General features: G+C 64.8%; 17 protein-coding genes. 8 read left to right on the top strand and 9 right to left on the bottom strand.

All coding sequences use genetic code 11. The annotated features are described in order from the left end of the window. Positions 1-53: 53 nt before the first annotated feature. On the bottom strand, positions 54-1,514 hold the full coding sequence (locus tag QX041_RS32925) for a GH1 family beta-glucosidase (protein ID WP_315711917.1): 1,461 nt from the start codon (positions 1,512-1,514) through the stop codon (positions 54-56). A 278-nt stretch (positions 1,515-1,792) separates the two neighbouring features. On the opposite strand from QX041_RS32925, the gene nthA reads away from it, so the two are divergent. The 4 genes from nthA (at position 1,793) to QX041_RS32945 (ending at position 4,439) form a co-directional block, all read left to right on the top strand. Beyond that, the gene (nthA, locus tag QX041_RS32930) at positions 1,793-2,440 is read left to right on the top strand and encodes a nitrile hydratase subunit alpha (protein WP_316167989.1); all 648 of its coding nucleotides are present in this window, start codon (positions 1,793-1,795) and stop codon (positions 2,438-2,440) included. Then, entirely contained in the window at positions 2,440-3,102 is a 663-nt protein-coding gene (gene nthB, locus QX041_RS32935; RefSeq protein WP_316167990.1) for a nitrile hydratase subunit beta, read from the top strand. Before nthA ends, nthB begins: the two co-directional genes overlap by 1 nt. Next, complete coding sequence (locus tag QX041_RS32940; RefSeq protein WP_315827601.1) at positions 3,099-3,485, top strand: nitrile hydratase accessory protein; 387 nt, start codon at positions 3,099-3,101, stop codon at positions 3,483-3,485. The genes nthB and QX041_RS32940 overlap by 4 nt, the downstream gene beginning before the upstream one ends. A 183-nt stretch (positions 3,486-3,668) precedes the next feature. Continuing rightward, complete coding sequence (locus QX041_RS32945) at positions 3,669-4,439, top strand: hypothetical protein (protein ID WP_316167991.1); 771 nt, start codon at positions 3,669-3,671, stop codon at positions 4,437-4,439. A gap of 52 nt (positions 4,440-4,491) precedes the next feature. On the opposite strand, the gene queC is transcribed toward QX041_RS32945, so the two are convergent. Continuing rightward, entirely contained in the window at positions 4,492-5,208 is a 717-nt protein-coding gene (queC, locus tag QX041_RS32950; protein ID WP_316167993.1) for a 7-cyano-7-deazaguanine synthase QueC, read from the bottom strand. Positions 5,209-5,342: 134 nt separating this feature from the next. On the opposite strand from queC, the gene mazG reads away from it, so the two are divergent. Then, a complete protein-coding gene (mazG, locus tag QX041_RS32955) occupies positions 5,343-6,161 on the top strand; it encodes a nucleoside triphosphate pyrophosphohydrolase (RefSeq protein ID WP_315711907.1) in 819 nt (272 codons plus the stop codon). A 23-nt stretch (positions 6,162-6,184) separates the two neighbouring features. On the opposite strand, the gene QX041_RS32960 is transcribed toward mazG, so the two are convergent. After that, entirely contained in the window at positions 6,185-7,087 is a 903-nt protein-coding gene (locus QX041_RS32960; RefSeq protein ID WP_316167995.1) for a LysR family transcriptional regulator, read from the bottom strand. Positions 7,088-7,216: 129 nt separating this feature from the next. Here QX041_RS32960 and QX041_RS32965 point away from each other — a divergent pair, with 129 nt between their 5' ends. Genes QX041_RS32965 through QX041_RS32975 form a run of 3 tightly spaced genes read left to right on the top strand, consistent with a single transcriptional unit; the run spans position 7,217 to position 12,049 of the window. Then, positions 7,217-8,590 (top strand): MFS transporter, encoded by a 1,374-nt coding sequence (locus QX041_RS32965; protein WP_315827598.1) that lies wholly within the window; start codon positions 7,217-7,219, stop codon positions 8,588-8,590. 23 nt (positions 8,591-8,613) lie between these two features. Further along, on the top strand, positions 8,614-10,299 hold the full coding sequence (locus tag QX041_RS32970; RefSeq protein ID WP_316167997.1) for an FAD-dependent oxidoreductase: 1,686 nt from the start codon (positions 8,614-8,616) through the stop codon (positions 10,297-10,299). A 16-nt stretch (positions 10,300-10,315) separates the two neighbouring features. Further along, positions 10,316-12,049, top strand: a complete 1,734-nt coding sequence (locus tag QX041_RS32975) for a thiamine pyrophosphate-requiring protein (protein ID WP_316167998.1) — start codon at positions 10,316-10,318, stop codon at positions 12,047-12,049. 367 nt (positions 12,050-12,416) lie between these two features. On the opposite strand, the gene QX041_RS32980 is transcribed toward QX041_RS32975, so the two are convergent. From QX041_RS32980 to ntrC, 6 genes are all read right to left on the bottom strand, one after another. Further along, on the bottom strand, positions 12,417-14,084 hold the full coding sequence (locus tag QX041_RS32980) for an HNH endonuclease signature motif containing protein (RefSeq protein WP_316168000.1): 1,668 nt from the start codon (positions 14,082-14,084) through the stop codon (positions 12,417-12,419). Between the two features lie 472 nt (positions 14,085-14,556). Further along, positions 14,557-15,936, bottom strand: coding sequence for a GTPase HflX (gene hflX / locus QX041_RS32985; protein ID WP_315711897.1), 1,380 nt, complete (start codon positions 15,934-15,936; stop codon positions 14,557-14,559). 27 nt (positions 15,937-15,963) lie between these two features. Next, on the bottom strand, positions 15,964-16,212 hold the full coding sequence (hfq, locus tag QX041_RS32990; RefSeq protein WP_006613906.1) for an RNA chaperone Hfq: 249 nt from the start codon (positions 16,210-16,212) through the stop codon (positions 15,964-15,966). A gap of 269 nt (positions 16,213-16,481) precedes the next feature. Further along, a complete protein-coding gene (locus QX041_RS32995; protein ID WP_315711893.1) occupies positions 16,482-17,852 on the bottom strand; it encodes a sigma-54 dependent transcriptional regulator in 1,371 nt (456 codons plus the stop codon). Between the two features lie 17 nt (positions 17,853-17,869). Continuing rightward, on the bottom strand, positions 17,870-20,215 hold the full coding sequence (locus QX041_RS33000; RefSeq protein WP_315751121.1) for a PAS domain-containing sensor histidine kinase: 2,346 nt from the start codon (positions 20,213-20,215) through the stop codon (positions 17,870-17,872). Positions 20,216-20,390: 175 nt separating this feature from the next. Beyond that, a complete protein-coding gene (gene ntrC, locus QX041_RS33005) occupies positions 20,391-21,833 on the bottom strand; it encodes a nitrogen regulation protein NR(I) (RefSeq protein ID WP_315711890.1) in 1,443 nt (480 codons plus the stop codon). Position 21,834 lies beyond the last annotated feature (1 nt).

The following is a 21,834-nucleotide window of genomic DNA, read 5'->3' on the forward strand; positions in this document are numbered from 1 at the left end:
GCCTGAATGGCGCGGACCGCGCCCGGCGGGACCCCGGGTGGCGTCGCGGCGCTTCACGCGCTCACGGCGTTGCGGCTGATCACGTGATGGTAGTACGACGCGCTGAGCTTGGGCGTGCGCACCTGGGTGTCGAAGTCGACGTGATAGATGCCGAAGCGCTGCTTGTAGCCGAACACCCACTCGAAATTGTCCAGCAGGCTCCACAGGAAGTAGCCCTTCACGGGCACGCCCTCGGACGTTGCGCGCTGCAGCTGGGCGAGATAGTTGCGCAGATACATCACGCGGTCGAGGTCGTGGACCTTGCCATCGGCGGTCAGCTTGTCGTCCGAGGAGGTGCCGTTCTCGGTGATGTAGATGGTCTGGAGATTCCAGATCTTGGCGGCGAGCTTCGGCACCCAATAGGCCGTCTCCGGACCGACCAGCAGCCAGGGTGAGCTCATGTGCGGGAACGAGGACGGCATCGGCAGCACGTCGAATCCGGCCGCGCGGTCCGACGCGACGACATAGGCTTGCGGCGCGTAGATGTTGAGGCCGACGAAATCGACCGGCGCCGAAATGATCTTCAGTTCGTCGGCGGTGAATTTCGGCGCATCCTTGCCGGACCACGCCAGGAAACCCTCCGTGTAGCGCCCCTCGAGGATGACGTTGAGGAAGCCGGCATTCAATTCGCGCGTCGCGATCTCGGCGGCGCGGATGTTCTCCGGCGTGTCGATCGCCGGCAGGCAGGCCGTGATGTTCTCGGCCATGCCGACGCGCATGCCGGCGCGTCCGCCGGAGCGGATGGCCTGGACGGCGAGACCGTGCGCCAGCGCCACGTGATGGCGCGCCTGGTTGACCTGCTGCTGCGGCAGCTTCAGCCCGGGCGCGTCGACGCCGAGGCCATAGCCGAACGGAACGAAGCGGCCGCATTCGTTGATGGTGAAGATGGTCTTCACACGGTCGCCGAGATGCTCGGCGACGTAGCCCGCATAGTGCGCAAAGGCCCTGGCCGTGTCGACCGAGAGCCAGCCGCCGACCCGGTCCTGCAGCGCCTGCGGCAGATCCCAATGATACAGCGTTGCGTACGGCGTGATGCCGTTGGCCAGGAGCTCGTCGACGAGGCGGTTGTAGAAGTCGAGGCCCTTCGGATTGGGAGTCAGCCCCCCGTCGGGAAACAGCCGGGGCCAGGCGATCGAGAACCGATAGGCCCGGCAGCCGAGCTCCTTGATCAGCCGCACGTCGTCCTTGTAGCGGTTGTAGTGATCGCAGGCGACGTCGCCGGTGCTGCCGTCCTCGATGTTGCCCTGCAAATGCGTGAACACGTCCCAGATCGACGGCCCACGGCCATCGGCCGTGGCCCCGCCCTCGATCTGGTACGACGACGTCGCCGTCCCCCACACGAAATCGGCGGGAAACCGCCGCCCGGCATCCTCCTTCACCGCGCCCTCCTCCGCTTGCGCCGGGCCATTGGCCGCCCCGAGGGCGGCCAGCCCGGCCAGCTTTGCAAGATCACGGCGGGAGACGTCGTTCGGCATTGATGAACCTCAAACCTCTGTTGCTATCGTGCCCGATCGGGACGGCGAAAGCATTACGAACCATATCTGCGCTCCGATTTGAACAGCCCGAGGTGGCGGCAAGGGAGCGGCCTCGATCACATCTGCGTCCGGAATCGGCGCGTCAATGACCGACGGCGCCGCGCTCGGCATTGTGACCGCCGCACGGCTGCGGCGGCGTTGAAACGCGACTGCTCGCACCGTCGGTTTGTAACGTCCTCGGCTCGACAGCGGTGCCGGATTACGCCTATGGTTGTGCCATGACGGATCACGACCACCATCACGACCACCATCACGACCATCCGCACGATCACTCGGACCTGTCCGAGACCGATCTGCGGGTCCGCGCGCTCGAAAGCATCCTGACCGAGAAGGGATATATCGATCCCGCTGCGCTCGACGTGCTCATCGAGACCTATGAGAGCAAGGTCGGTCCCCGCAACGGCGCCCAGGTCGTGGCGCGGGCCTGGACCGATCCGGCTTATCGGGCACGCCTTCTTGCCGACGCCACGCCGGCGATCGGCGAGCTCGGCTATGCCGGCCGCCAGGGCGAGCACATCGTGGCGGTCAAGAACACGCCGGATCTGCACAACATGGTCGTGTGCACGCTGTGCTCCTGCTATCCGTGGCCCGTGCTCGGCCTGCCGCCGGTCTGGTACAAGTCGGCGCCCTATCGCGCCAAGGCGGTGAAGGATCCGCGCGGCGTCTTGAAGGATTTCGGCTTCGACTTGCCGCCGACAACGAAGATCCGGGTGTGGGATTCGACGGCCGAGGTCCGCTATTTCGTGCTGCCGATGCGTCCCGCGGGGACCGACGGCTGGAGCGCGGAGCGGCTCGCCGAGCTCGTCACGCGCGACAGCATGATCGGCACCGGCCTGCCGAAGCAACCGCACGAGGTCGGCCGCTGATGGATGGTGCGCATGACATGGGCGGCGTCGCCGGCTTCGGTCCGGTCCGCCCCGAGCCGAACGAGCCGGTGTTTCACGCCGAATGGGAGCGCCGTGCGTTCGCCATGACGCTGGCGATGGCGACCCCCGGCGGCTGGAACATCGACATGTCGCGGTTCGCGCGCGAGAACCGTCCGCCGGACGACTACCTCGGCATGAGCTACTACCAGATCTGGCTCGCGGGCCTGGAACGGCTGATGCAGGAGCGGCATCTGGTCGACGCCGATGAGATCGCCGCCGGCAAGGTGCTGCATCCGGCCAAGCCCGTCGCCAAGATCCTCACTGCAGATGCCGTCGCGCTGACACTGCGTCGCGGTGGCCCGACCGCACGCGTGGCGACGCAGCCGGCGCTGTTCGCCGTCGGCGACAGTGTACGGGCCAAGGACATCCATCCGTCGACGCACACGCGGCTGCCGCGCTACGTGCGGGGCCATCTCGGCCGCGTCGCGGCGGTCAGAGGCATGCACGTGTTTCCGGACAGCAACGCCCATGGCGGCGGCGAAGATCCGCAATGGCTCTACACGGTGGCGTTCAGCGGTGCCGAGCTGTGGGCCGATGCGCCCGATCCGCTGCTGGAGGTTACGGTCGACGCTTTCGAGCCCTATCTGGAGCCAGCCCGATGAAACCGGACCGTGAGGCGGCGGTCGCGGCGACGCGCGCCCTGCCCGGCATTCCCGTCGATGACAGCGGGCCCGTGTTTCGCGAGCCGTGGGAAGCGCACGCCTTCGCGATGGCCGTCACGCTGCACGCCCACGGGCTGTTCACCTGGCCCGAATGGGCCGCCGCGCTCGCCCAGGAGATTTCACGCGCGCAAGCGGCCGGCGACGCCGATTGCGGCGATACGTATTATCGACACTGGCTGGCGACGCTCGAACGTCTGGTCGCCGAGAAGGGCGTCACCTCCGCCGATGCGCTCGCGCGCTACCGCGACGCCTGGGATCACGCGGCCGATCGCACCCCACATGGCAAGCCCATCGAGCTCCGGCCCGAGGATTTTGCCGGCTGAGCGTTTCGCAGGCTTCCCGAGGATGCTTAATGCCCGGTGAGCGGGCGATCCTGCTTTTGATGGTGCGGTCTTAACGGCCGGCTATTCATGCCGCGAACAGCCGTATTCGTTCGAAATTGAACATTCATCAGTGCGTCCGTAGCGTCCCGCATCTTCTTTGCCGAAGTTGAGGGGACGTTGCAAATGCCCGCGCCAGAGTTCGCCACCATCGTCGACACGCTCGCCGGCGTGCGTCAGGACTATCACGAGAAGCTCAAATCGATTCCGCAATACGAGGCCTTCCTGCTGATCGAGAGCTCGACCGAGAAGGCCGCCGGAGCCCTGCACGGCACCGAAGCGTCGGGCTCCTCCATCGCCACCGACGTGATCGACTCGCTGCAATATGCGCGCAACCGGTTCGAGCAGCACATGGCCTCGATCCCGGAATATCGCGTGCTGGTGGCGATCGACCGCGTGATCAAGGAGATCTCGCAGCATCTCGGCCTCGCGCCGCATGATGATGCGGCGGCCACGGAGAGCCTTGCCGCGGCCGCCGAACAGCCTGCCGAAGCCGCCGAGGCGGTGGCCAGCGCTGCGAGCGCCGACACGGATGCTCCCGCCGAAGAGGCCGTCGACCCGGCGCCGGAGCAGGCAGAAATGGCCGAGGACGAACCGGCCGCAGCGGAGCCGGTCGAAGCCGAGGCCCCGACCCTGCGTATCGTCGACAAGCCGGTGAAGTCGCCGTCGATCGTGCCCGCCGATCACGACGGTGCCGCCCACGACGACGACATCGTGGTGCTGAACGCGCCTGCCTGGGAGAAGAGCGGCAAGGACGCCAATCACGACATCACCGCGCGCCTCGTCGCGCAGGCGGCCTCCGCCGCAGCCAGTGAGGCCGATGACGGCCACGACCTCGCCGATGCGGATCTCGTCATCGTCAGCCAGCGTGAGCCGTCGGACAACGAAGCCGCCTGAGCGCTCGCCTGTCGCGCAACTCTCCGCGGGGCCCGAAGGCCCCGCTTCCGATTCAGGATGGCCCGCCCGCCGCGATGTATTCGCGCCATCCTTTGGCGCGCAGCTCGCAGGCGGGACACTGTCCGCAGCCATGCCCCCAATCGTGCCGTGCGCCGCGCTCGCCGAGATAACAGGTGTGCGACCGGTCGCGGATCAGGTCCACGAGCCCGGTGCCGCCGAGATCATGCGCCAACTGCCAGGTCGCGGCCTTCGACAGCCACATCAGCGGCGTGTGCAGCTCGAACGCGCGCGCCATGCCCAGGCTCAGCGCGCTCTGCAGCGCCTTGATGGTTTCGTCGCGGCAGTCAGGATAGCCCGAATAGTCCGTCTCGCACATGCCGCCGACGATGTGGCGGATGCCGCGGCGATAGGCGAGCGCCGCCGCAAAGGTCAGGAACACCAGATTGCGGCCCGGCACGAAGGTGTTGGGCAGGCCGTCAGCGCCCATCTCGATCGCGACGTCGCGCGTCAGCGCCGTCTCGGAGATCGCAGCCAGCGTTGGAATGTCCAGCGTGTGGCTGTCACCGAGCTTGGCCGCCCAGTCGGGACGCAGGCGCGCGATGCCCTCGACCAGCCGGTCGCGGCAGGCGAGCTCGATCGCATGGCGCTGGCCGTAGGCGAATCCGATCGTCTCGACGCGCGCGAAGCGGTCGAGCGCCCAGGCCAGGCACGTCGTGGAATCCTGCCCGCCCGAGAACAGCACCAGGGCTGTCGTGTCCTGCTCACTCATGGCCCCCCGCTTAGCATCATCGACGGGTCGGGCCAACCCGCGGAGCGATCCCGCGTAATCGACCTTTTTGCTGGGAGCCGCGCGCGGCTTGGGGCATACAGGACACGATCGAACGATGCTGTCAGGACCTGCCCATGATCCCCTCCCGCGACATCTCACGCCTGATCGAGATCATGGCGGCGCTGCGCACGCCGGTCACCGGCTGCCCGTGGGATATCGAGCAGACGTTCCGGACCATCGCGCCCTACACCATCGAGGAAGCCTATGAGGTGGCCGACGCGATTACGCGCGACGATCTCGACGATCTGCGCGAGGAGCTCGGCGATCTCCTGCTGCAGGTGGTCTATCACGCCCGCATCGCCGAAGAACAAGGCGCATTTGCATTCGGCGACGTCGTCGAGAGCATCACGACGAAGATGATCCGCCGCCATCCGCATGTGTTCCCGGACAAGGACGGCAACGTCACCCAGCCGACCAAAGGCACATGGGACCGCATCAAGGCCGAGGAGAAGGCCGAGCGCGCCGCGCGGCGGCCGCCCGAGGCGCAGACGGGCAAGTCCTCGCTGCTGTCGGGCGTCAAGGCCGGACAGCCTGCCCTGGTCCGCGCGATGGAGCTGCAGCGCAAGGCCGCGACCGTCGGCTTCGACTGGAACGATCCGCGCGCGGTGTTGCAGAAGATCCGCGAGGAAGCCGACGAGATCGAGGCCGCGCTCGACAACAAGGATGCGACCGAGCTGACCGAGGAGACCGGCGACCTCCTGTTCGCGCTGGTCAATCTTGCCCGCCATGCCGAGGTGGATCCGGAGACCGCATTGCGCGGCACCAACGCCAAGTTCGAGCGCCGTTTCGCGCACATCGAACAGGCGCTGACGGCCAAGGGCCGCACGCTCGAACAAGCGTCGCTCGACGAGATGGACGAATTGTGGAACGAGGCGAAGCGACTGGAGAAGTAGCGTCCCCGTCTCCGAAGCCGTGATCAGCCGCCCTTGCGCGACAGCACGGCCTTTGCGATCTCGACGAAGCGCTGCGCGGCCGGCGACAATCCAAAGTCGGCGCGGCTCAGCAGCGAGACATGCCGATGGATCGTCGGCTGCGACAGCGGGATCGCGGCAAGCGTCGGAAATTGTGCCTTCGGCAGCATGTGCGCGGGCAGGATGCTGATGCCGGCGCCCTCCGCCGTGAGCGCCAGCGCGGTCGTGATCAGCGACACCTCCCACGCCGGCTTCAGCGCCCGCCCCGTCTGCGCCAGCGCTTCGTCGATCTGACGGCGGATGCGCGTGCCGTGACGCATCGTGATCAGATCGGAGCCCATGATGCCGTCCCAGGTCAGACGGCGGTGCTTCTCGAACCGACCGTCCTTGATGCCGATGGCCGAGAGCGGACTTTGCATCAGTGTATCGATCCTGACCTCCGGCACGCCGTCGTCCTCGACGCTGCCGAGGCCGAACTCCGCATGCCCGGCCATCACGATCGCGAGGAGTTCGTCGGGCGCGACATCGCGCAGATCGATCCTCACCTCGGGATGGCGCGATCGAAACGTCGCAAACACGCGTGGAAGCAGCGCCGACGCGACGCCCGCTGAGACCGCGATGGAAATTCGGCCGGCCTTGATCTCGGCAAGGTCGCGCATCCGCTGCGACAGCCCCTGCGTCCCCGCCAGGATGCGTTCCGCGGCGGTGATCGCCTCACGGCAGGCCGCCGTCGGGTGCAGCGCCCGCGTCGTGCGATCGAACAGCTTGAGCTGAAAGTTCTCCTCGATCTGCCGGATCAGCAGGCTGATCGCCGACTGCGTGACGCGCAGCTCGGCGGCCGCCCTGGTGATGCTGCCGAGCCGATACACCAGGACCAGGGCCTCCAATTGCCGCAAGGTCGGGGGCATTAGCTTTCCTCATGAATGAATGAGAATTTTGTGGCTAATCGAAAGAGTTTGATCATGCAACATATTTGCAAACAGCCGGCGGCTGCTGCGAAGCGCGCCAGGCAACAACAAGCACATGGGGAGGGACATTTGACGCAAGCGATCAATCTCACGCGCTACGTCGACGATCGGCCGCTGTCGGGCTTCCAGATCAGGGTGATCTGCCTGTGCGCGCTGGTCGTCGGGCTCGACGGCTTCGATGCCCAGGCGCTCGGCTTCGTCGCCCCTGCCCTCAGCAAGGACCTGCATCTGGCGCCGGGCGCGTTGGGGCCCGTGTTCGGTGCGTCCCTGTTCGGCGTGATGATCGGCTCGCTGGTGTTCGGCGCGCTGGCCGACTATCTCGGGCGCAAATGGCTCGTCGTCGCCGGGGTTCTCGTGTTCGCGCTTGGATCGCTGGCGACCACCCAGGCCACCAGCGTATCCGACCTCGTCATCATTCGGTTCCTCACCGGCCTCGGGCTCGGCGGCGTCCTGCCCAACACGATCGCTCTGACCGGCGAATATTCGCCGCAGCGTCGCAGGACCCTGTTGATCATGCTGATGTTCATGACGGTGTCGCTCGGATCGGCGATCGGCGGAGCGGTCGCGGCGAAGCTCATCACCGCCTATGGCTGGCAGATCATCTTTCTCATCGGCGGCATTCTGCCGCTCATCCTCTGTCCGGTTCTCATTATCTGGCTGCCGGAATCGCTCTCGCTGCTGGCTCTCGACCACAACAAGAATGTTCGCGTGCGCGCGCTGCTGAGCCGGATCGATCCGTCGGACCGCCTCCCCGCCGACGCGCGCTTTACGATCATCGAGGAGAGCGGCAAGGGCTTCCTGCTGCCGCAGTTGTTCACCAAGCGGCGCCTGCTCCCGACCCTGCTGCTGTGGGTGATGTTCTTCATGAACATGATGGACATCTATTTCCTCAACAGCTGGCTGCCGACGCTCACACATGGTGTCGGGCTTGACGTCCAGGCGGCGATCGCCGTCGGCATCGCCTTCCAGCTCGGCGGCATGCTTGGCACCGTCGGGCTCGGCCTGCTGATCGAAAAGTTCGGCTTCGATCGCGTCCTGTTCGCGACCTACGTTGCCGGCTTCCTCTCGATCATCACCATCGGTATCGCGGGAGCCTCGTTGCCGATTCTCGTGCCGGCCGTCTTCATTGCCGGCGTCGCGGTGATCGGCGGACAGATCGGCTGCAACGCCTACGCGGCGCGCATCTATCCGACCTACATCCGCGGCACCGGCATCGGCTGGGCACTGGGCATCGGCCGCTTCGGCTCGATCCTCGGCGTCACGATCGGCGGGTTGATGCTCGCAGCGAAATGGGACGTGTCCTCGCTGTTTCAGGCCAGCGCGGTGCCGCAACTGTTCTCGGCACTGGTGATCCTTGGCCTTGCCGTCCTCGGCATGCGCGGCAGTCTTCCGACCGCCGACGGCACGCAGCGGGATGCGCTTTCGACAGCCGAGCGTGCCTAGGTTCAGAGCAGAAGAGAACTGACATGAAGACGATTCAAACCCAGGTGCTCATCGTGGGCGCCGGTCCGGTCGGACTGACCGCCGCCATGGATCTCGCCTCGCGCGGCATCGAGGTCGTGGTCGCGGAGATCAGGCGCGCCGGAGAGCCGCCCAACGTAAAATGCAACCACGTCTCCGCGCGCTCGATGGAGGTGTTCCGCCGCCTTGGCATCGTCCGACAAGTGCGCGAAGGCGGCCTGCCGGCCGACTTTTCCAACGACTGCGCCTATCGCACCACGGTCGTCGGCCGCGAGCTGACGCGCATCCCGATTCCGTCCCGCAAGGACCGCTATACGGCGACCGGTGGACCCGACACCGATTGGCCGACGCCCGAGCCGCCCCATCGCATCAACCAGATCTATCTCGAGCCCATCCTGTTCGCTTGCGCCGAGGCGCAACGCGGCATCACGATCCTGAACCGCGTCGAGGTCGATCGGTTCGACCAGGATGAAAACGGCGTGATCGCGCGGGCACGCGATCTCGACGCCGGCCGAGACATCACCATTTCGGCCGATTATCTGATTGGCTGCGACGGTGGCCGCTCCGCGGTGCGCAAGCTGATCGGCGCGCGGCTCAGCGGCACCGATGTCGTGCAGCGGGTGCAGTCGACCTACATCCATGCCCCCGCGCTGAAGGACCTGATCACCCAGAAGCCGGCCTGGATGACGATGTCGCTCAACCCGCGGCGCTGCGGCACCACCGTCTCCATCGACGGCCGCGACAACTGGCTGATCCACAACCACCTCGCGGCCGAGGAAGTCGAATTCGACAGTGTCGATCGCGATTGGGCGTTGCGCACCATTCTCGGTGTCGACGACCGCTTCGAGTACGAGGTCATCAGCAAGGAGGACTGGATCGGACGCCGCCTGGTGGCGGATCGCTTTCGCGATCGCCGTGCCTTCATCTGTGGCGATGCGGCGCATCTGTGGATTCCCTATGCGGGCTACGGCATGAATGCCGGGATCGCCGATGCGGTCGACCTGTGCTGGATGCTCGCCGGCGTGCTGCACGGCTGGGCTGCCCCTGCCCTGCTGGACGCCTATGAGGCGGAGCGGCAGCCGATCACCGAGCAGGTGTCGCACTTCGCGATGAACCATGCGCTCGCCGTGATGAGCCAGCGACGCAGCGTGCCTGCCGAAGTCGAAATGGACGGCCCCGTGGGCGATGAGGCGCGCCGCAAGGTGGGACAGGCCGCCTACGACCTCAACGTGCAGCAATATTGCTGCTCCGGCCTGAACTTCGGCTACTACTACGACCGGTCACCGGCCATTTCGTACGATGGCGAGACGCCGCCGCCCTACGGCATGGGCCATTTCACCGCGTCGACCGTGCCGGGCGCACGCGCCCCGCATGTGTGGCTCGCCGATGGCCGCTCGCTGCTCGACGCGCTCGGCCCGGCCTATACGCTGGTCCGGTTCGATTCAACCATCAATGCCGAGGCGCTGGTCGAGGCCGCAGCCCGCCAGGGCGTTCCCTTGACGCTCGTCGACGTCGACCGGGCCAAGGGCGGCTACGACTTCGCTGACAGCCTGCTCGTGGTGCGACCGGATTCGCACATCGCCTGGCGCGGCGCGGCCGCACCTCAGGAGCCCGACGACCTGTTGGACCGCCTGCGCGGCCTCACAACCCAGGCTGAGGCCGTGCGCCGTGACAATGCCGTCGTCGCCTGATCCTCGCCACCGCGCCATGACACGCCACACCACCGCGCACTACTTCCTCGAGGCGCTCGTCGAGAGCGGCATCGACTACATCTTTGCCAATCTCGGCACCGATCATGTCTCGCTGATCGAGGAACTTGCACGCTGGGACAGCGAAGGTCGACGACACCCCGAGGTGATCCTGTGCCCCCACGAGGTGGTCGCGGTGCACATGGCGATGGGCTATGCGAGCGCGACCGGCCGCGGCCAGGCCGTGTTCGTCCACGTCGATGCCGGCACGGCGAACGCGTGCATGGCCATTCAGAACGCCTTTCGCTACCGGCTGCCGGTGCTGCTGTTCGCTGGGCGGGCTCCGTTCGCGCTGCATGGCGAGCTGCCGGGAGGACGTGACACCTACGTCCACTTCGTGCAGGAGAGCTTCGATCAGGGCAGCGTCGTGCGGCCCTATGTCAAATGGGAATACACCCTGCCGTCGGGCGTCGTCGTCAAGGAGGCGGTGGCCCGCGCTGCCGCGTTCATGCACAGCGATCCGCCCGGCCCGGTCTACATGATGCTGCCGCGAGAAACCCTTGCCGAGACCTGGGACGAACAGGCGATGCCGGCCTACCCGGCCGCGCGCTATGGCAGCGTCAAAGCGGGAGGCATCGAGCCGGAACGCGCGCAGGCGATCGCGGACGCGCTGATGAAGGCGGACAATCCGATCGCAGTGACCGCATACCTCGGACGCAGCGCCGAGGCCGTCTCTGTGCTGGAGCGACTGGCGCTGTTCTGCGGAATCCGGGTCGCCGAGTTCAATCCCACCACGATGAACATCTGCCAGGACTCCCCTTGCTTTGCGGGCGCCGACCCCGCCGCGCTTATTGCTGGCGCCGATCTCGGACTGCTCATCGACATCGACGTCCCCTTCATTCCGCAGATGCTGAAGGCGGCCGATCGGCTGCGCTGGATCCAGATCGACATCGACGCCCTGAAGGCGGACATCCCGATGTGGGGATTTGCCACCGACCTCCGCATTCAGGGCGATTCGGCCGTCATTCTTCGGCAGGTCCTCGAGCTCGTCGTCGCCCGTGCCGACGATGCGTATCTGAGGAGAGTGCGCGACCGGATCGCGAGCTGGCAGCCCGCCCGGGAGGCGGCACAGGCGAAACGCACGTCTGCGGCGGCCCAGAAGGGCCGGATCGGCGCGATCAACCCTTCCTATCTGTTCGCGCGGCTGCAGGCGCAACTGGCGGAGGACGACATCGTCGTCAACGAGGCGGTCCGCAACGCGCCGGTCCTGCAACAGCAGCTTCGTCGCACCAGGCCGATGACCTATGTGGGCCTGGCCGGCGGCGGCCTCGGCTTCAGCGGCGGCATGGCGCTCGGACTCAAGCTCGCCAATCCCTCAGCGCGCGTGGTGCAGATCGTCGGCGACGGCGCCTATCATTTCGCCGCGCCGGATTCCGTCTACGCCGTAGCGCAGCAATATCAGCTTCCGATCCTGACCGTGATCCTCGACAACAACGGCTGGCAGGCGGTGAAGGCATCGGTTCAGCGCGTCTATCCGGACGGCGCGGCACAGCAGACCGACTCATTTCTTTCCCGGCTCTGCACCGGCCGTCAGGATGAGCAGCGTCGTCTCGCCGACATCGCCTGCGCATTCGGCGCCCATGGCGAGCGGGTCGACGATCCCGAGGCGCTCGATGCAGCCATCGAACGCTGCGTCGCAGCCGTCGATGGCGGTCGCGCCGCAGTGCTGCACGTCGACATCACGCCCCTTTAGTTCGATCGAGCGCGCCAAATGGCGGTCTGATCCGGCGCGACGGTCAGTTGTGCAGAGATGTAGACGACCAGTGCGGCCTACCCACGGCAGCAAACAACGATTCACTCCACCACGATATCACATTTGACGCTATCAGCGCGTACCGCTCATACTGCGCGGTACCTGTGAAGATTGGCGAGAAGCCCAACGAGATCGAGACCACGCTTCGTGACAGTCGAGCGGTGCCAACGACGATCTACAACACCTCCATGCCTACATCGAACTCGCCCCTGCAAACGGGGGCACTCTAGACGTGGTCTTGCCTGAAGGCGTCGACAGCTGTGGACCGACACGGAGAAAGCAACTTGGACACGAGGTATAAAACGCATCATGCGGAGCTTCGAGACAGACCAGGTGAATCTTCCAATCTGGCTAGGGACGCTTCTAGATCAGCGATTGCGCTCCCATATCGCGCGCTTGCCACGCTCCGGGCTCTAAGCAGGTGCGCACGTGCTTCCTCCAGACGCTTCACATGCAAGCAGGCCCGCACACGTGCAGCATGTATCGGAAACCTATGCCCTCCATAGCGACTGGCGCGTTCGAAAAACCGCATTGCGAGATCCAGATCAGATCTACAACGAGCAGTTAAGGTGCCTAGCATCGTCCAGAACTCTGCTTCATCGACACCGAAGAGCACGTCGTGGCCGAATGCGTCTTGTCCAAAAAAGCGCCGCCGCGCATCCGTCAAGATGTTCGCGAGTTGGTTCGGAGCTTCGAGATCCGTCTCAAACTTGGATAACAGATTAATATCGAACCACTTTTCATCCACAATGGACCTGCAAGCAATCCAAGCCTTGAAATTGTGGGCATGATCGAAGCCCTGACGCAATGCCTCCGAAAGAAACGAGAGTGCATCATTCACAATGGTCAATCCTCTGCTTCGATCTTGCGAATATGCAGCAGTCGAAGCCTCGCCTATGACGTGTGCCACACGGCTCAACGCAGGACGAAATCCGAAATCGATGCCCGTCCAAAATGCGTCTATCGACTTGGTATATTGAAATGTTTGTCGATAGAAGATTGGACGATATTTCGCAGCCGCGCCGTACTCTAAAAGCTCGGGGCTCTCTAAGGTTTGGCCTATAGCGGCTATTCGTTCATCGTACTCCGCGACCGACCTCAGGGGGAGCAATCTTGCTTTCGAGTATTCCACGAGCAAAGACTGCAGCAACGCCGACGAGGATCTAACGAGAGAAAGGCTGCGTTTCGCGCAGCGTTCAGCTTCGCTGAACGAGCGTTCTTGGTGTGATTGAAGTCGCTGCAAGCGACCTCGCCACCTGACCACGGATGACTTTACAATTAAACTATAAGCCAACGCGTCACGATCGTCAGCTGAACTACTGACGGAATCGAGCTTGTCGTTCAGCGACTTCGCCAGCGTTAGCTTTTTCTGTGCATCGAATACACCGTATTCATCCCTTAAGAAAAGCAGCATAAGCGAAACCGCGACGGGCACTTTTCGCGGGTCCACTATCGTTTTCAGTATAGCGATGCTCGCCTGCAGCCCCTTCTCCCATCGAGACGAGGAATAGTCGTTCTCCAACGACGTAGTTTTGAGCTCAAGTCGCGCCAGCTCCACCCATTGCACGGCAGTTTCAACCAAGGGATTGAGCGCAATGTCGCCAAGGACACGCTCTGCCTGCCGGAGAAGACTGCCCCCCTCTTTTGGTCCACTCAGGATCGCCTCATTCATCAGGTCATATATTCGACCGACCCTGACATCTTGCGCCAACTCGTGGTGGTCGAACCTAAATGGACTACTCTGAAACAAGTCGTCCACGAATCTGGCGACGTGACGAGCCTTGTTAACGACCATCTGGAAAAGAATCGCGGGCGGGTATTCGCTCGGCTTCTCTTGATCGATCAGGTGATGGTGCTTTCGGCAAAGCAGCATCAAGTTGTTCTCAGAATCGAGATCGACGTGCGGAAACGACGCCTTGAATTCGGATCGACTACCCTCATTCACCGGCAGGATGTGACAGAGCTCGCCGATCATCTCGATGTGCCCATTGGACCATCTTGCTGCGATTTCCCCACAAGCCCCGTACTCACAGCGGCCAATCGATCTCATAAAGATCGAGGTTCGGACACTCTGTCGGATTTTTTCTCTTGAGGCCATACGCGCAACCCGCATGTCGCTCGACAAATAATCTGATTTAGACGAAAGGCGCTTCTGAACGGCGTGGCTGTTGGTAGCTCTTGATACAAGGCAATATTGAGAATTAACACGTTTTAGTTGTAAGTTTTCTATGTGTAAAGTCATCTGCGTCTATGAGCGGAGATGGCTGTGAGAGCTGTTCAATCGGCTGCATCCGTTTGATTCTGCTGCGCGATGATGCTGATGTGGCTTACTAGGCGACCGCCGGAGACGCTCAAAGAATATAGAGAATAAGCGCTCAAATCAGCTGATTTGGATGATTGCCGCTCGACCGCGGGGCAATCGATAGTGGTCGGGTACCTTTACTGTTTCACGCCACCCGCGGCACGCCGTGATAGCGCTCGACCACGATGTCGCGCTTGGTGGCGTCGACGCGCACGGTCATGTCGTAGCGGCCTTCGTTCAGCTCCTTGGCCAGCACCTCGGCGTTGCGATGCAGCCAGGAGATGCCGGCGCCGTCGGCAGCGTCGATGGTGAGATCGAGCGTGGTCCGCGCCGCCGCGAGACGGTCCTCGATCGTCTGCAGGAGCGCGTCGACGCCGTCCCCGGTCTGGGCCGAGACCAGCAGGCATGGCCGCTCCGGCGGCCGACGCCCGGCGATGTTGGCGAGGTTCTCGCGCGCTGCCTGGTCGAGACGGTCGATCTTGTTCCAGACCTCGATGATGGTGTCGGTGGCCTCGGGATCGATGCCGAGCTGGCTGAGCACCAGCTCGACATCGTGCTGCTGCGCCTCGGCATCCTCGTGCGACATGTCGCGGACGTGCAGGATCACGTCGGCCTCCAGCACCTCCTCGAGCGTGGCGCGGAAGGCGGCGACGAGCTGCGTCGGCAGGTTGGAGATGAAGCCCACGGTGTCCGACAGCATCGCCTTGCCGCCATGCGGCAGCGTGATCGCGCGCAAGGTCGGATCAAGCGTCGCGAACAGCATATCGGCGGCCTGGACGTCGGCGCGCGTCAGGCGATTGAACAGCGTCGACTTGCCGGCATTGGTGTAGCCGACCAGCGCCACGACGCGATACGGCACGCGCTGGCGTCCGGCGCGATGCAGCCGCCGCGTCGCCTGGACCTTCTTCAACTCGTTCTCGAGCCGCGTGATGCGGTCGCCGATCAGGCGGCGGTCGGCCTCGATCTGGGTCTCGCCGGGACCGCCCATGAAGCCGAAGCCGCCGCGCTGGCGTTCGAGATGGGTCCAGGACCGCACCAGACGGCTGCGCTGATAGTTGAGATGCGCGAGCTCGACCTGCAGCGCGCCCTCCTTCGTCTTGGCGCGGCGGCCGAAGATCTCCAGGATCAAGCCGGTGCGGTCGAGCACCTTGGTGTTCCAGGCCTTCTCGAGGTTTCGCTGCTGGATCGGCGAGAGCGCGCAATCCATCACCACCAGCTCGACGCCATGGCCGGCGATCACGCCGGCAATCTCTTCGACCTTGCCCTTGCCGAGATAGGTCGCAGGGCGGATTTGCCCGATCGGCGCGAGAATGGCCTCGGCCACCGTCAGGTCGATGGCCCGCGCGAGGCCCGCCGCCTCGTCGATCCGTGCCTCGAAATCACGCATGTCGGATTGGCCTGCTTGCGCGCCATCGTCGCCGCGGCGCGCTCGCAAGTAGGGGCCGACCACGATGACGAGCCCGGTCCCCTTGTTGTCATCCGGCCTCGACAGGCCGATGGTCCCTTCGCGATCGCGGGGTTCCAATCAGGTCACTCTCACGTCAGGTCACACTCACGCAGACGCGTCCTCGCCGCCCTCGAACAACTGGATCGGCGCGCCCGGCATGATGGTGGAGATCGCATGCTTGTAGACGAGCTGCGAGTGACCGTCGCGCCGGAGCAGCAGGCAGAAATTGTCGAACCATGTGACAATCCCCTGCAGTTTCACGCCATTGACCAGGAAGATCGTGAGCGGCGTCTTGGTCTTGCGGACATGGTTGAGAAAGGTGTCTTGTAGGTTTTGTGCGCGGTCGGCCGCCATTGTTGTTATCTCGCAGTCTTGTGCTTTTTCTTATTGAACCTTCGATGACCCGATCGCAGGCCCCGGATTCATCGAGGTGGCCCATGGTCCATTGAGATCCCCCTCGAGGGACCACGGGATGCCGGATTAGAAGACAGGCGAGCATATTAGGCAAGCCGCTTGCAAGGAGGCCGGTTCCAAAAGAACCGGATTCATCCGTAAAATTCCGGAAATGGACGAATTTTCCAATGTAAATTCGTCCAGTCGGCAAGTTTGGCCGAGCTGGAGCCTCAGCCGACGCCGAGCGCCTTCAGCTTGCGATGCAGGGCGGACCGCTCCATGCCCACGAACTCGGCCGTGCGCGAGATGTTGCCGGAGAAGCGGCTGATCTGGGCGATGAGATAGTCGCGCTCGAACACCTCGCGTGCCTCGCGCAACGGCAGTCCCATGATGTGCTCGCCATTGTTGCTGGTCGGCATCGCCGGCACCATCGATCCCACATCCGGCGGCAGCATGTCGGCGGTGATGATCACCTCCGGTCCGCCGGCGGCCAGAATCATGACGCGCTCGACGTTGTTGCGAAGCTGACGGACGTTGCCGGGCCACACATGCGACTGCAGCACGGCCATGGCGTCCTGGCCGATCTGCCGCTTCGGCAGGCCGGTCGTGGCCGAAATCTGCTCCATGAAATAGTCGATCAGCTCCGGAATGTCCTCGCGGCGCTCCGACAGCGGCGGAACCCGGATCGGAACCACCGACAGACGGTGATAGAGGTCCTCGCGGAAACGCCCGGCGGCAATCTCCTCCTCGAGATTCCGTGCGGTCGAGGAGATGATGCGCACGTCGACGTGCACCTTGGTGGTGCCGCCGGCGCGCTGGAACGTCTGGTCGACCAGCACGCGCAGGATCTTGTTCTGCGTCTCGCGCGGCATGTCGGCGATCTCGTCGACGAACAGCGTGCCGCCGTGGGCCTCTTCGAGCGCGCCGGTCTTGCGCGCCTGCTCGCCATTGGACTGCTCGATGCCGAACAGCTCCTCCTCCATCCGCTCCGGCGTGATCGCGGCGGCGTTGATGACGACGAACGGGCCCTCGGAGCGCGGCGACTGAGCGTGCAGCGAACGCGCGGCGAGCTCCTTGCCCGAGCCGGGAGGGCCGACGATCAGGATGCGGCTGTTGGCCTTGGCGGCGCGCTCGATGGTCTGGCGCAACTGGTTCATCGATGGCGAGCGGCCGGTCATGCTGCTCGCGGTCGGCGCCAGCTGCTTGAGCTCGCGCACCTCGCGCTTGAGCCGGGAATTCTCCAGCGCACGCGTCGCGACCAGAATCAGCCGGTCGGACTTGAACGGCTTCTCGATGAAGTCATAGGCGCCGCGCTTGATCGCGGCGACCGCCGTTTCGATGTTGCCGTGGCCGGAGATCATCACGACCGGAAGGTCGGGATGGTCCTTCTTGATCTGCTCGAGGAGCTGCAGACCGTCGAGCTTGGAGCCCTGCAGCCAGATGTCCAGGAACACCAGGTTGGGACGGCGGCTCGTGATCTCCGCGAGCGCCGAATCGCTGTCGCGCGCGGTTCGCGTCGTGAAGCCTTCGTCATCCAGGATGCCGGCGACCAGCTCCCGGATATCGGCTTCATCGTCGACAATCAGAATATCACTCGCCATGGGTCACGCCTGTCTCGTCAGCTGCCGGTTGCGGCTTGGATTTTTGGTTCATCATTGGTCGTTTGAACCGTGTCAGCGGTTTCGCCGCCAACCTCGGTCTTCTGCGCATTGTCAGACGCCGCCGCCTGCTCCTTCGCGCCCGTCTTCGCGGCCTGGCCGGAGACGGCAAAGCGCAGCCGCATCCAGGCGCCGCGCTGGCCGGGACGGAAATCGGACGCGTCCTTCAGCTCGAGCTTGCCGCCATGGTCTTCCAGCACGCGGCCGACGATCGCGAGCCCGAGGCCGGTGCCCTTGGCGCGGGTCGTGACATAGGGCTCGAGCAGCCGCTGCCGCGCCACCTTCGGCAGGCCGATGCCATTGTCGATGACGTCGATCAGCACGTCCTCGCCCTCGCGCGAGGCGACCACGTCGATACGGCCCTTGCCGAGCTCCGCCTCTGGCACCACCTCGATCGCCTCGGTGGCGTTCTTGATGATGTTGGTCAGCGCCTGCGAGATCAGGCGGCGATCGAACTGCGCGCGCAAGGGGTCCTGCTTGATCTCGGTCTCGATGTCGATCTCGGGATGCGCGACCTTCATCAGGAACACGGCCTGCCGCACGGTGTCGGCGACGTCCTCGCCTTCCATCACCGGCTTCGGCATCCGCGCGAACCGCGAGAACTCGTCGACCATTCGCCTGATGTCGTCGACCTGCCGCACGATCGTCTCGGTACATTGCTCAAATATCGCCTTGTCCTCGGTGATGACCTTGCCGAATTTGCGGCGAATTCGCTCTGCGGACAGTTGAATTGGCGTCAGCGGATTCTTGATCTCATGCGCGATGCGCCGCGCAACGTCGCCCCAGGCCGAGGTGCGCTGCGCCGACACCAGCTCGGTGATGTCGTCGAGCGTGATGATGTAGCTGTCGCGCGCCTGGTTGGTCTGCTCGGCGGTGACGCGCACCGACAGATTGCGCTCGTGGCCGTCGCGCTGGATCGTGATCTGGCCCTGCACCAGCCGCTGCTTGCCCTCGCGCGCCGTCTTCATCATGTCGTCGAGCTCGGGCAGCACGTCGGAGAGCGGATGATCGAGCACCTCCTGCTCGGCATGTCCGATCAGCTTCTCGGCCGAGCGGTTGAGGATGCCGACGCTGCCAGAGGCATCGACGCCGATGATGCCGGCGGAGGCCGACGACAGCACCGCCTCGATGAAGCGGCGCCGGCTGTCGATCAATTCGCTGGCGCTGACCAGCTCGTCGCGCTGGGTGCGCAGCTCCTGCGTCATCTTGTTGAAGGTCTGGCCGAGCTGGGCGAGATCGCCCTCCGAGCGATGCACCGGGACCTGGACGTTGAGATCGCCGGTCGACACGGTGTTGGCGGCATTCATCAATTGCCGGATCGGCGCCACCAGCCAGTTGGCGAAGTTCAGCCCGATCAGCACCGAGGCCATCAGGATGGTCAGCGCGATCACCGCGAACATCAGCGCGAAGGCGATCTGGATGCCGAAGCGGCGCGCCTCGACCTGGGCGTATTCGGCGACCGACAGCTCGGTCTGCTTGAGCTGCTCGACGACCTGCGGATCGAGCGGACGCGCGACGTAGAGGAAGGTGTCGTTGAATGCGCGCAGCCGGATCACCGCGGCGACGTAGTTCGACTCCGGCAGGACCGCGATCTCGGGCTCCTCCTCCCGGACATTGTTGAGGAACTCGGGCGCCGGCGGCGAATAGGCCAGTTGCACCCCGCCGGTCTCGGCCCAGACGATCGGGTTGGTGTTCTTGTCGATGATCATCGCGCCCGGCAGGTTGCGCGACGCGGCGCTGGTGGTGAGCAGCTCGCGGAAGCTGGCGCGGTCCTGGTCGAACAGCGGCCTGGCGCGTGCGATGTCGGTGGCCATGCCGATGATGTCGCCGCGGATGAACTGCGCGTGCTCCTGCATGTAGGCGCGCGCGATGGTCAGCGAGTTCTGGATCGCGACTTTCGCTGGTCCGGAGAACAGCCGGTCGAGGCCGCGATCGATGGTGACGTTGGCCGCCACGGCGACCAGCACCGCCGGCAGGACCGCGATCACCGAGAACAGGCTGACGATCTGGACGTGCAGCCGTGCCGCCGCCCGGCCGCGCCGGCGGGCCTGCACCACCTGCCAGACCTCGCGGATGATGATCCCGACCAGGACCAGGATCGTTCCGGCGTCGATCAGGTAGAAGGTCTTGACCACGTCGGTCGTGGGCTCGACCGGGGTCAGCCCGACCAGCACGATGAAGGTGAGGAAGGCCGACAGCAGCGCGAGCGCCACCGCCACCGGCGCCAGCCAGGTGCGCCAAGTCCAGCGCCGGCCCTCGGTGGACGACGAATCGAAGGGGGTGGCCGATGTCTCTGCGCTGGTCATTCCGGCAAGGTGGGTGATGCTGAACGCGGCACGTCCGGGAATCGGACTGATGCATTCCTACCACGCTGTTGCCAAATTGCGACAAATCCGCGGCGCCGGAGCGCGTCGCGGATTTGTCTACATTAATTCTCACCTGAGGCGGGTCCGAGCCCGCCGTAGAGGTATCAAATAACCGTCAAGCGCCGCTGCGGTACACTTGAATGTCGAGGTCGCGGATCTTCTTGCGCAGCGTGTTGCGATTGAGGCCGAGCAGATCGGCGGCGCGGATCTGGTTGCCGCGCGTCGCCGCCAGCGCTGCCGTCAGCAGCGGAATCTCGATCTCCTTGAGGATGCGGTGGTACAGCCCCGGCGGCGGCACGCCGTTGGGAAATCCCTGGAAGTGCGAGGACAGATAGGCCTCCACGGCTCCGCCCAGATTGTCGATCGAGGTCGGCGTGTTCGAGCCGGTGGTCACCGCCGGCGGCGCCAGCTCGCCATCGATGACCGACGCCGTGATGACGTCCTGCGGATACAGCGCGGCCAAACGCCGGGCGAGATTCTCCAGCTCGCGGACATTGCCCGGCCAGCGGTGCTGCTTGAGCCGCTCCAGCGCCGCGGCATCGAGCTTCTTCGGCGGCAGCCCGTCCTTCTCGGCCAGCGCGAAGAAGTGGCGGACGAGATCCGGCAGGTCCTCGATGCGCTCGCGCAGCGGCGGCAGCCGCAGGGGCACGACGTTGAGGCGGAAGAACAGATCTTCGCGGAAAAGCCCCTGCTGGATCAGGATGCGCAGGTCCTTGTTGGAGGCGGCGACGATGCGCACGTCGGTCTTGATCGGGGTGCGGCCGCCGACGGTGGTGTACTCGCCCTGCTGCAGCACGCGCAAAAGCCGCGTCTGCGCCTCCATCGGCATGTCGCCGATCTCGTCCAGGAACAAGGTGCCGCCCTCGGCCTGCTCGAAGCGGCCGGAGGCGCGGGTGTTGGCACCGGTGAAGGCGCCGCGCTCGTGCCCGAACAGTTCCGACTCGATCAGGTCGCGCGGGATCGCCGCCATGTTGACCGCAACGAACGGGCCGTTGCGGCGCTTGCCGTAATCGTGCAGCGCGCGCGCCACCAGCTCCTTGCCGGTGCCGCTCTCGCCCGAGATCATCACCGTGAGATCGGTCTGCATCAGCCGCGCCAGCACGCGGTAGATGTCCTGCATCGCCGGCGAGCGGCCGACCAGCGGGATCGATTCGAACTCGCCGTCGTCGGGCTGGCTCGCCGCACGCTCCTTCGGCTCGGCCAAGGCACGGCCGACGATCGCGATCAGCTCCTTCAGGTCGAACGGCTTCGGCAGATACTCATAGGCGCCGCGCTCCGACGCCTTGATGGCGGTCATGAAGGTGTTCTGCGCGCTCATGACGATGACCGGCAGGTTCGGCCGCATCTTCTTGATCCGCGGCAGCAGGTCGAACGCGTTCTCGTCCGGCATCACCACGTCGGTGATGACGAGATCGCCCTCGCCCTGGCTCACCCAGCGCCACAGCGTCGCGGCATTGCCGGTCAGCCGCACCTCATAGCCGGCGCGTGACAGCGCCTGGTTCAGGACCGTGCGGATGGCCGTATCGTCGTCGGCAACGAGAATGCTACCTGCAGGCATA

It is taken from the genome of Bradyrhizobium sp. SZCCHNRI2009, from assembly GCF_032485115.1.
Classification (GTDB): Bacteria; Pseudomonadota; Alphaproteobacteria; order Rhizobiales; family Xanthobacteraceae; genus Bradyrhizobium.

Excerpts from the sequence above, each read along its gene's own strand:
- QX041_RS32925 (WP_315711917.1), bottom strand. The coding sequence starts at position 1,514 with ATGCCGAACGACGTCTCCCGCCGTGATCTTGCAAAGCTGGCCGGGCTG.
- nthA (WP_316167989.1), top strand. The coding sequence starts at position 1,793 with ATGACGGATCACGACCACCATCACGACCACCATCACGACCATCCGCAC.
- nthB (WP_316167990.1), top strand. The coding sequence starts at position 2,440 with ATGGATGGTGCGCATGACATGGGCGGCGTCGCCGGCTTCGGTCCGGTC.
- QX041_RS32940 (WP_315827601.1), top strand. The coding sequence starts at position 3,099 with ATGAAACCGGACCGTGAGGCGGCGGTCGCGGCGACGCGCGCCCTGCCC.
- QX041_RS32945 (WP_316167991.1), top strand. The coding sequence starts at position 3,669 with ATGCCCGCGCCAGAGTTCGCCACCATCGTCGACACGCTCGCCGGCGTG.
- queC (WP_316167993.1), bottom strand. The coding sequence starts at position 5,208 with ATGAGTGAGCAGGACACGACAGCCCTGGTGCTGTTCTCGGGCGGGCAG.
- mazG (WP_315711907.1), top strand. The coding sequence starts at position 5,343 with ATGATCCCCTCCCGCGACATCTCACGCCTGATCGAGATCATGGCGGCG.
- QX041_RS32960 (WP_316167995.1), bottom strand. The coding sequence starts at position 7,087 with ATGCCCCCGACCTTGCGGCAATTGGAGGCCCTGGTCCTGGTGTATCGG.
- QX041_RS32970 (WP_316167997.1), top strand. The coding sequence starts at position 8,614 with ATGAAGACGATTCAAACCCAGGTGCTCATCGTGGGCGCCGGTCCGGTC.
- QX041_RS32975 (WP_316167998.1), top strand. The coding sequence starts at position 10,316 with ATGACACGCCACACCACCGCGCACTACTTCCTCGAGGCGCTCGTCGAG.
- QX041_RS32980 (WP_316168000.1), bottom strand. The coding sequence starts at position 14,084 with ATGATCGGCGAGCTCTGTCACATCCTGCCGGTGAATGAGGGTAGTCGA.
- hfq (WP_006613906.1), bottom strand. The coding sequence starts at position 16,212 with ATGGCGGCCGACCGCGCACAAAACCTACAAGACACCTTTCTCAACCAT.
- QX041_RS32995 (WP_315711893.1), bottom strand. The coding sequence starts at position 17,852 with ATGGCGAGTGATATTCTGATTGTCGACGATGAAGCCGATATCCGGGAG.
- QX041_RS33000 (WP_315751121.1), bottom strand. The coding sequence starts at position 20,215 with ATGACCAGCGCAGAGACATCGGCCACCCCCTTCGATTCGTCGTCCACC.
- ntrC (WP_315711890.1), bottom strand. The coding sequence starts at position 21,833 with ATGCCTGCAGGTAGCATTCTCGTTGCCGACGACGATACGGCCATCCGC.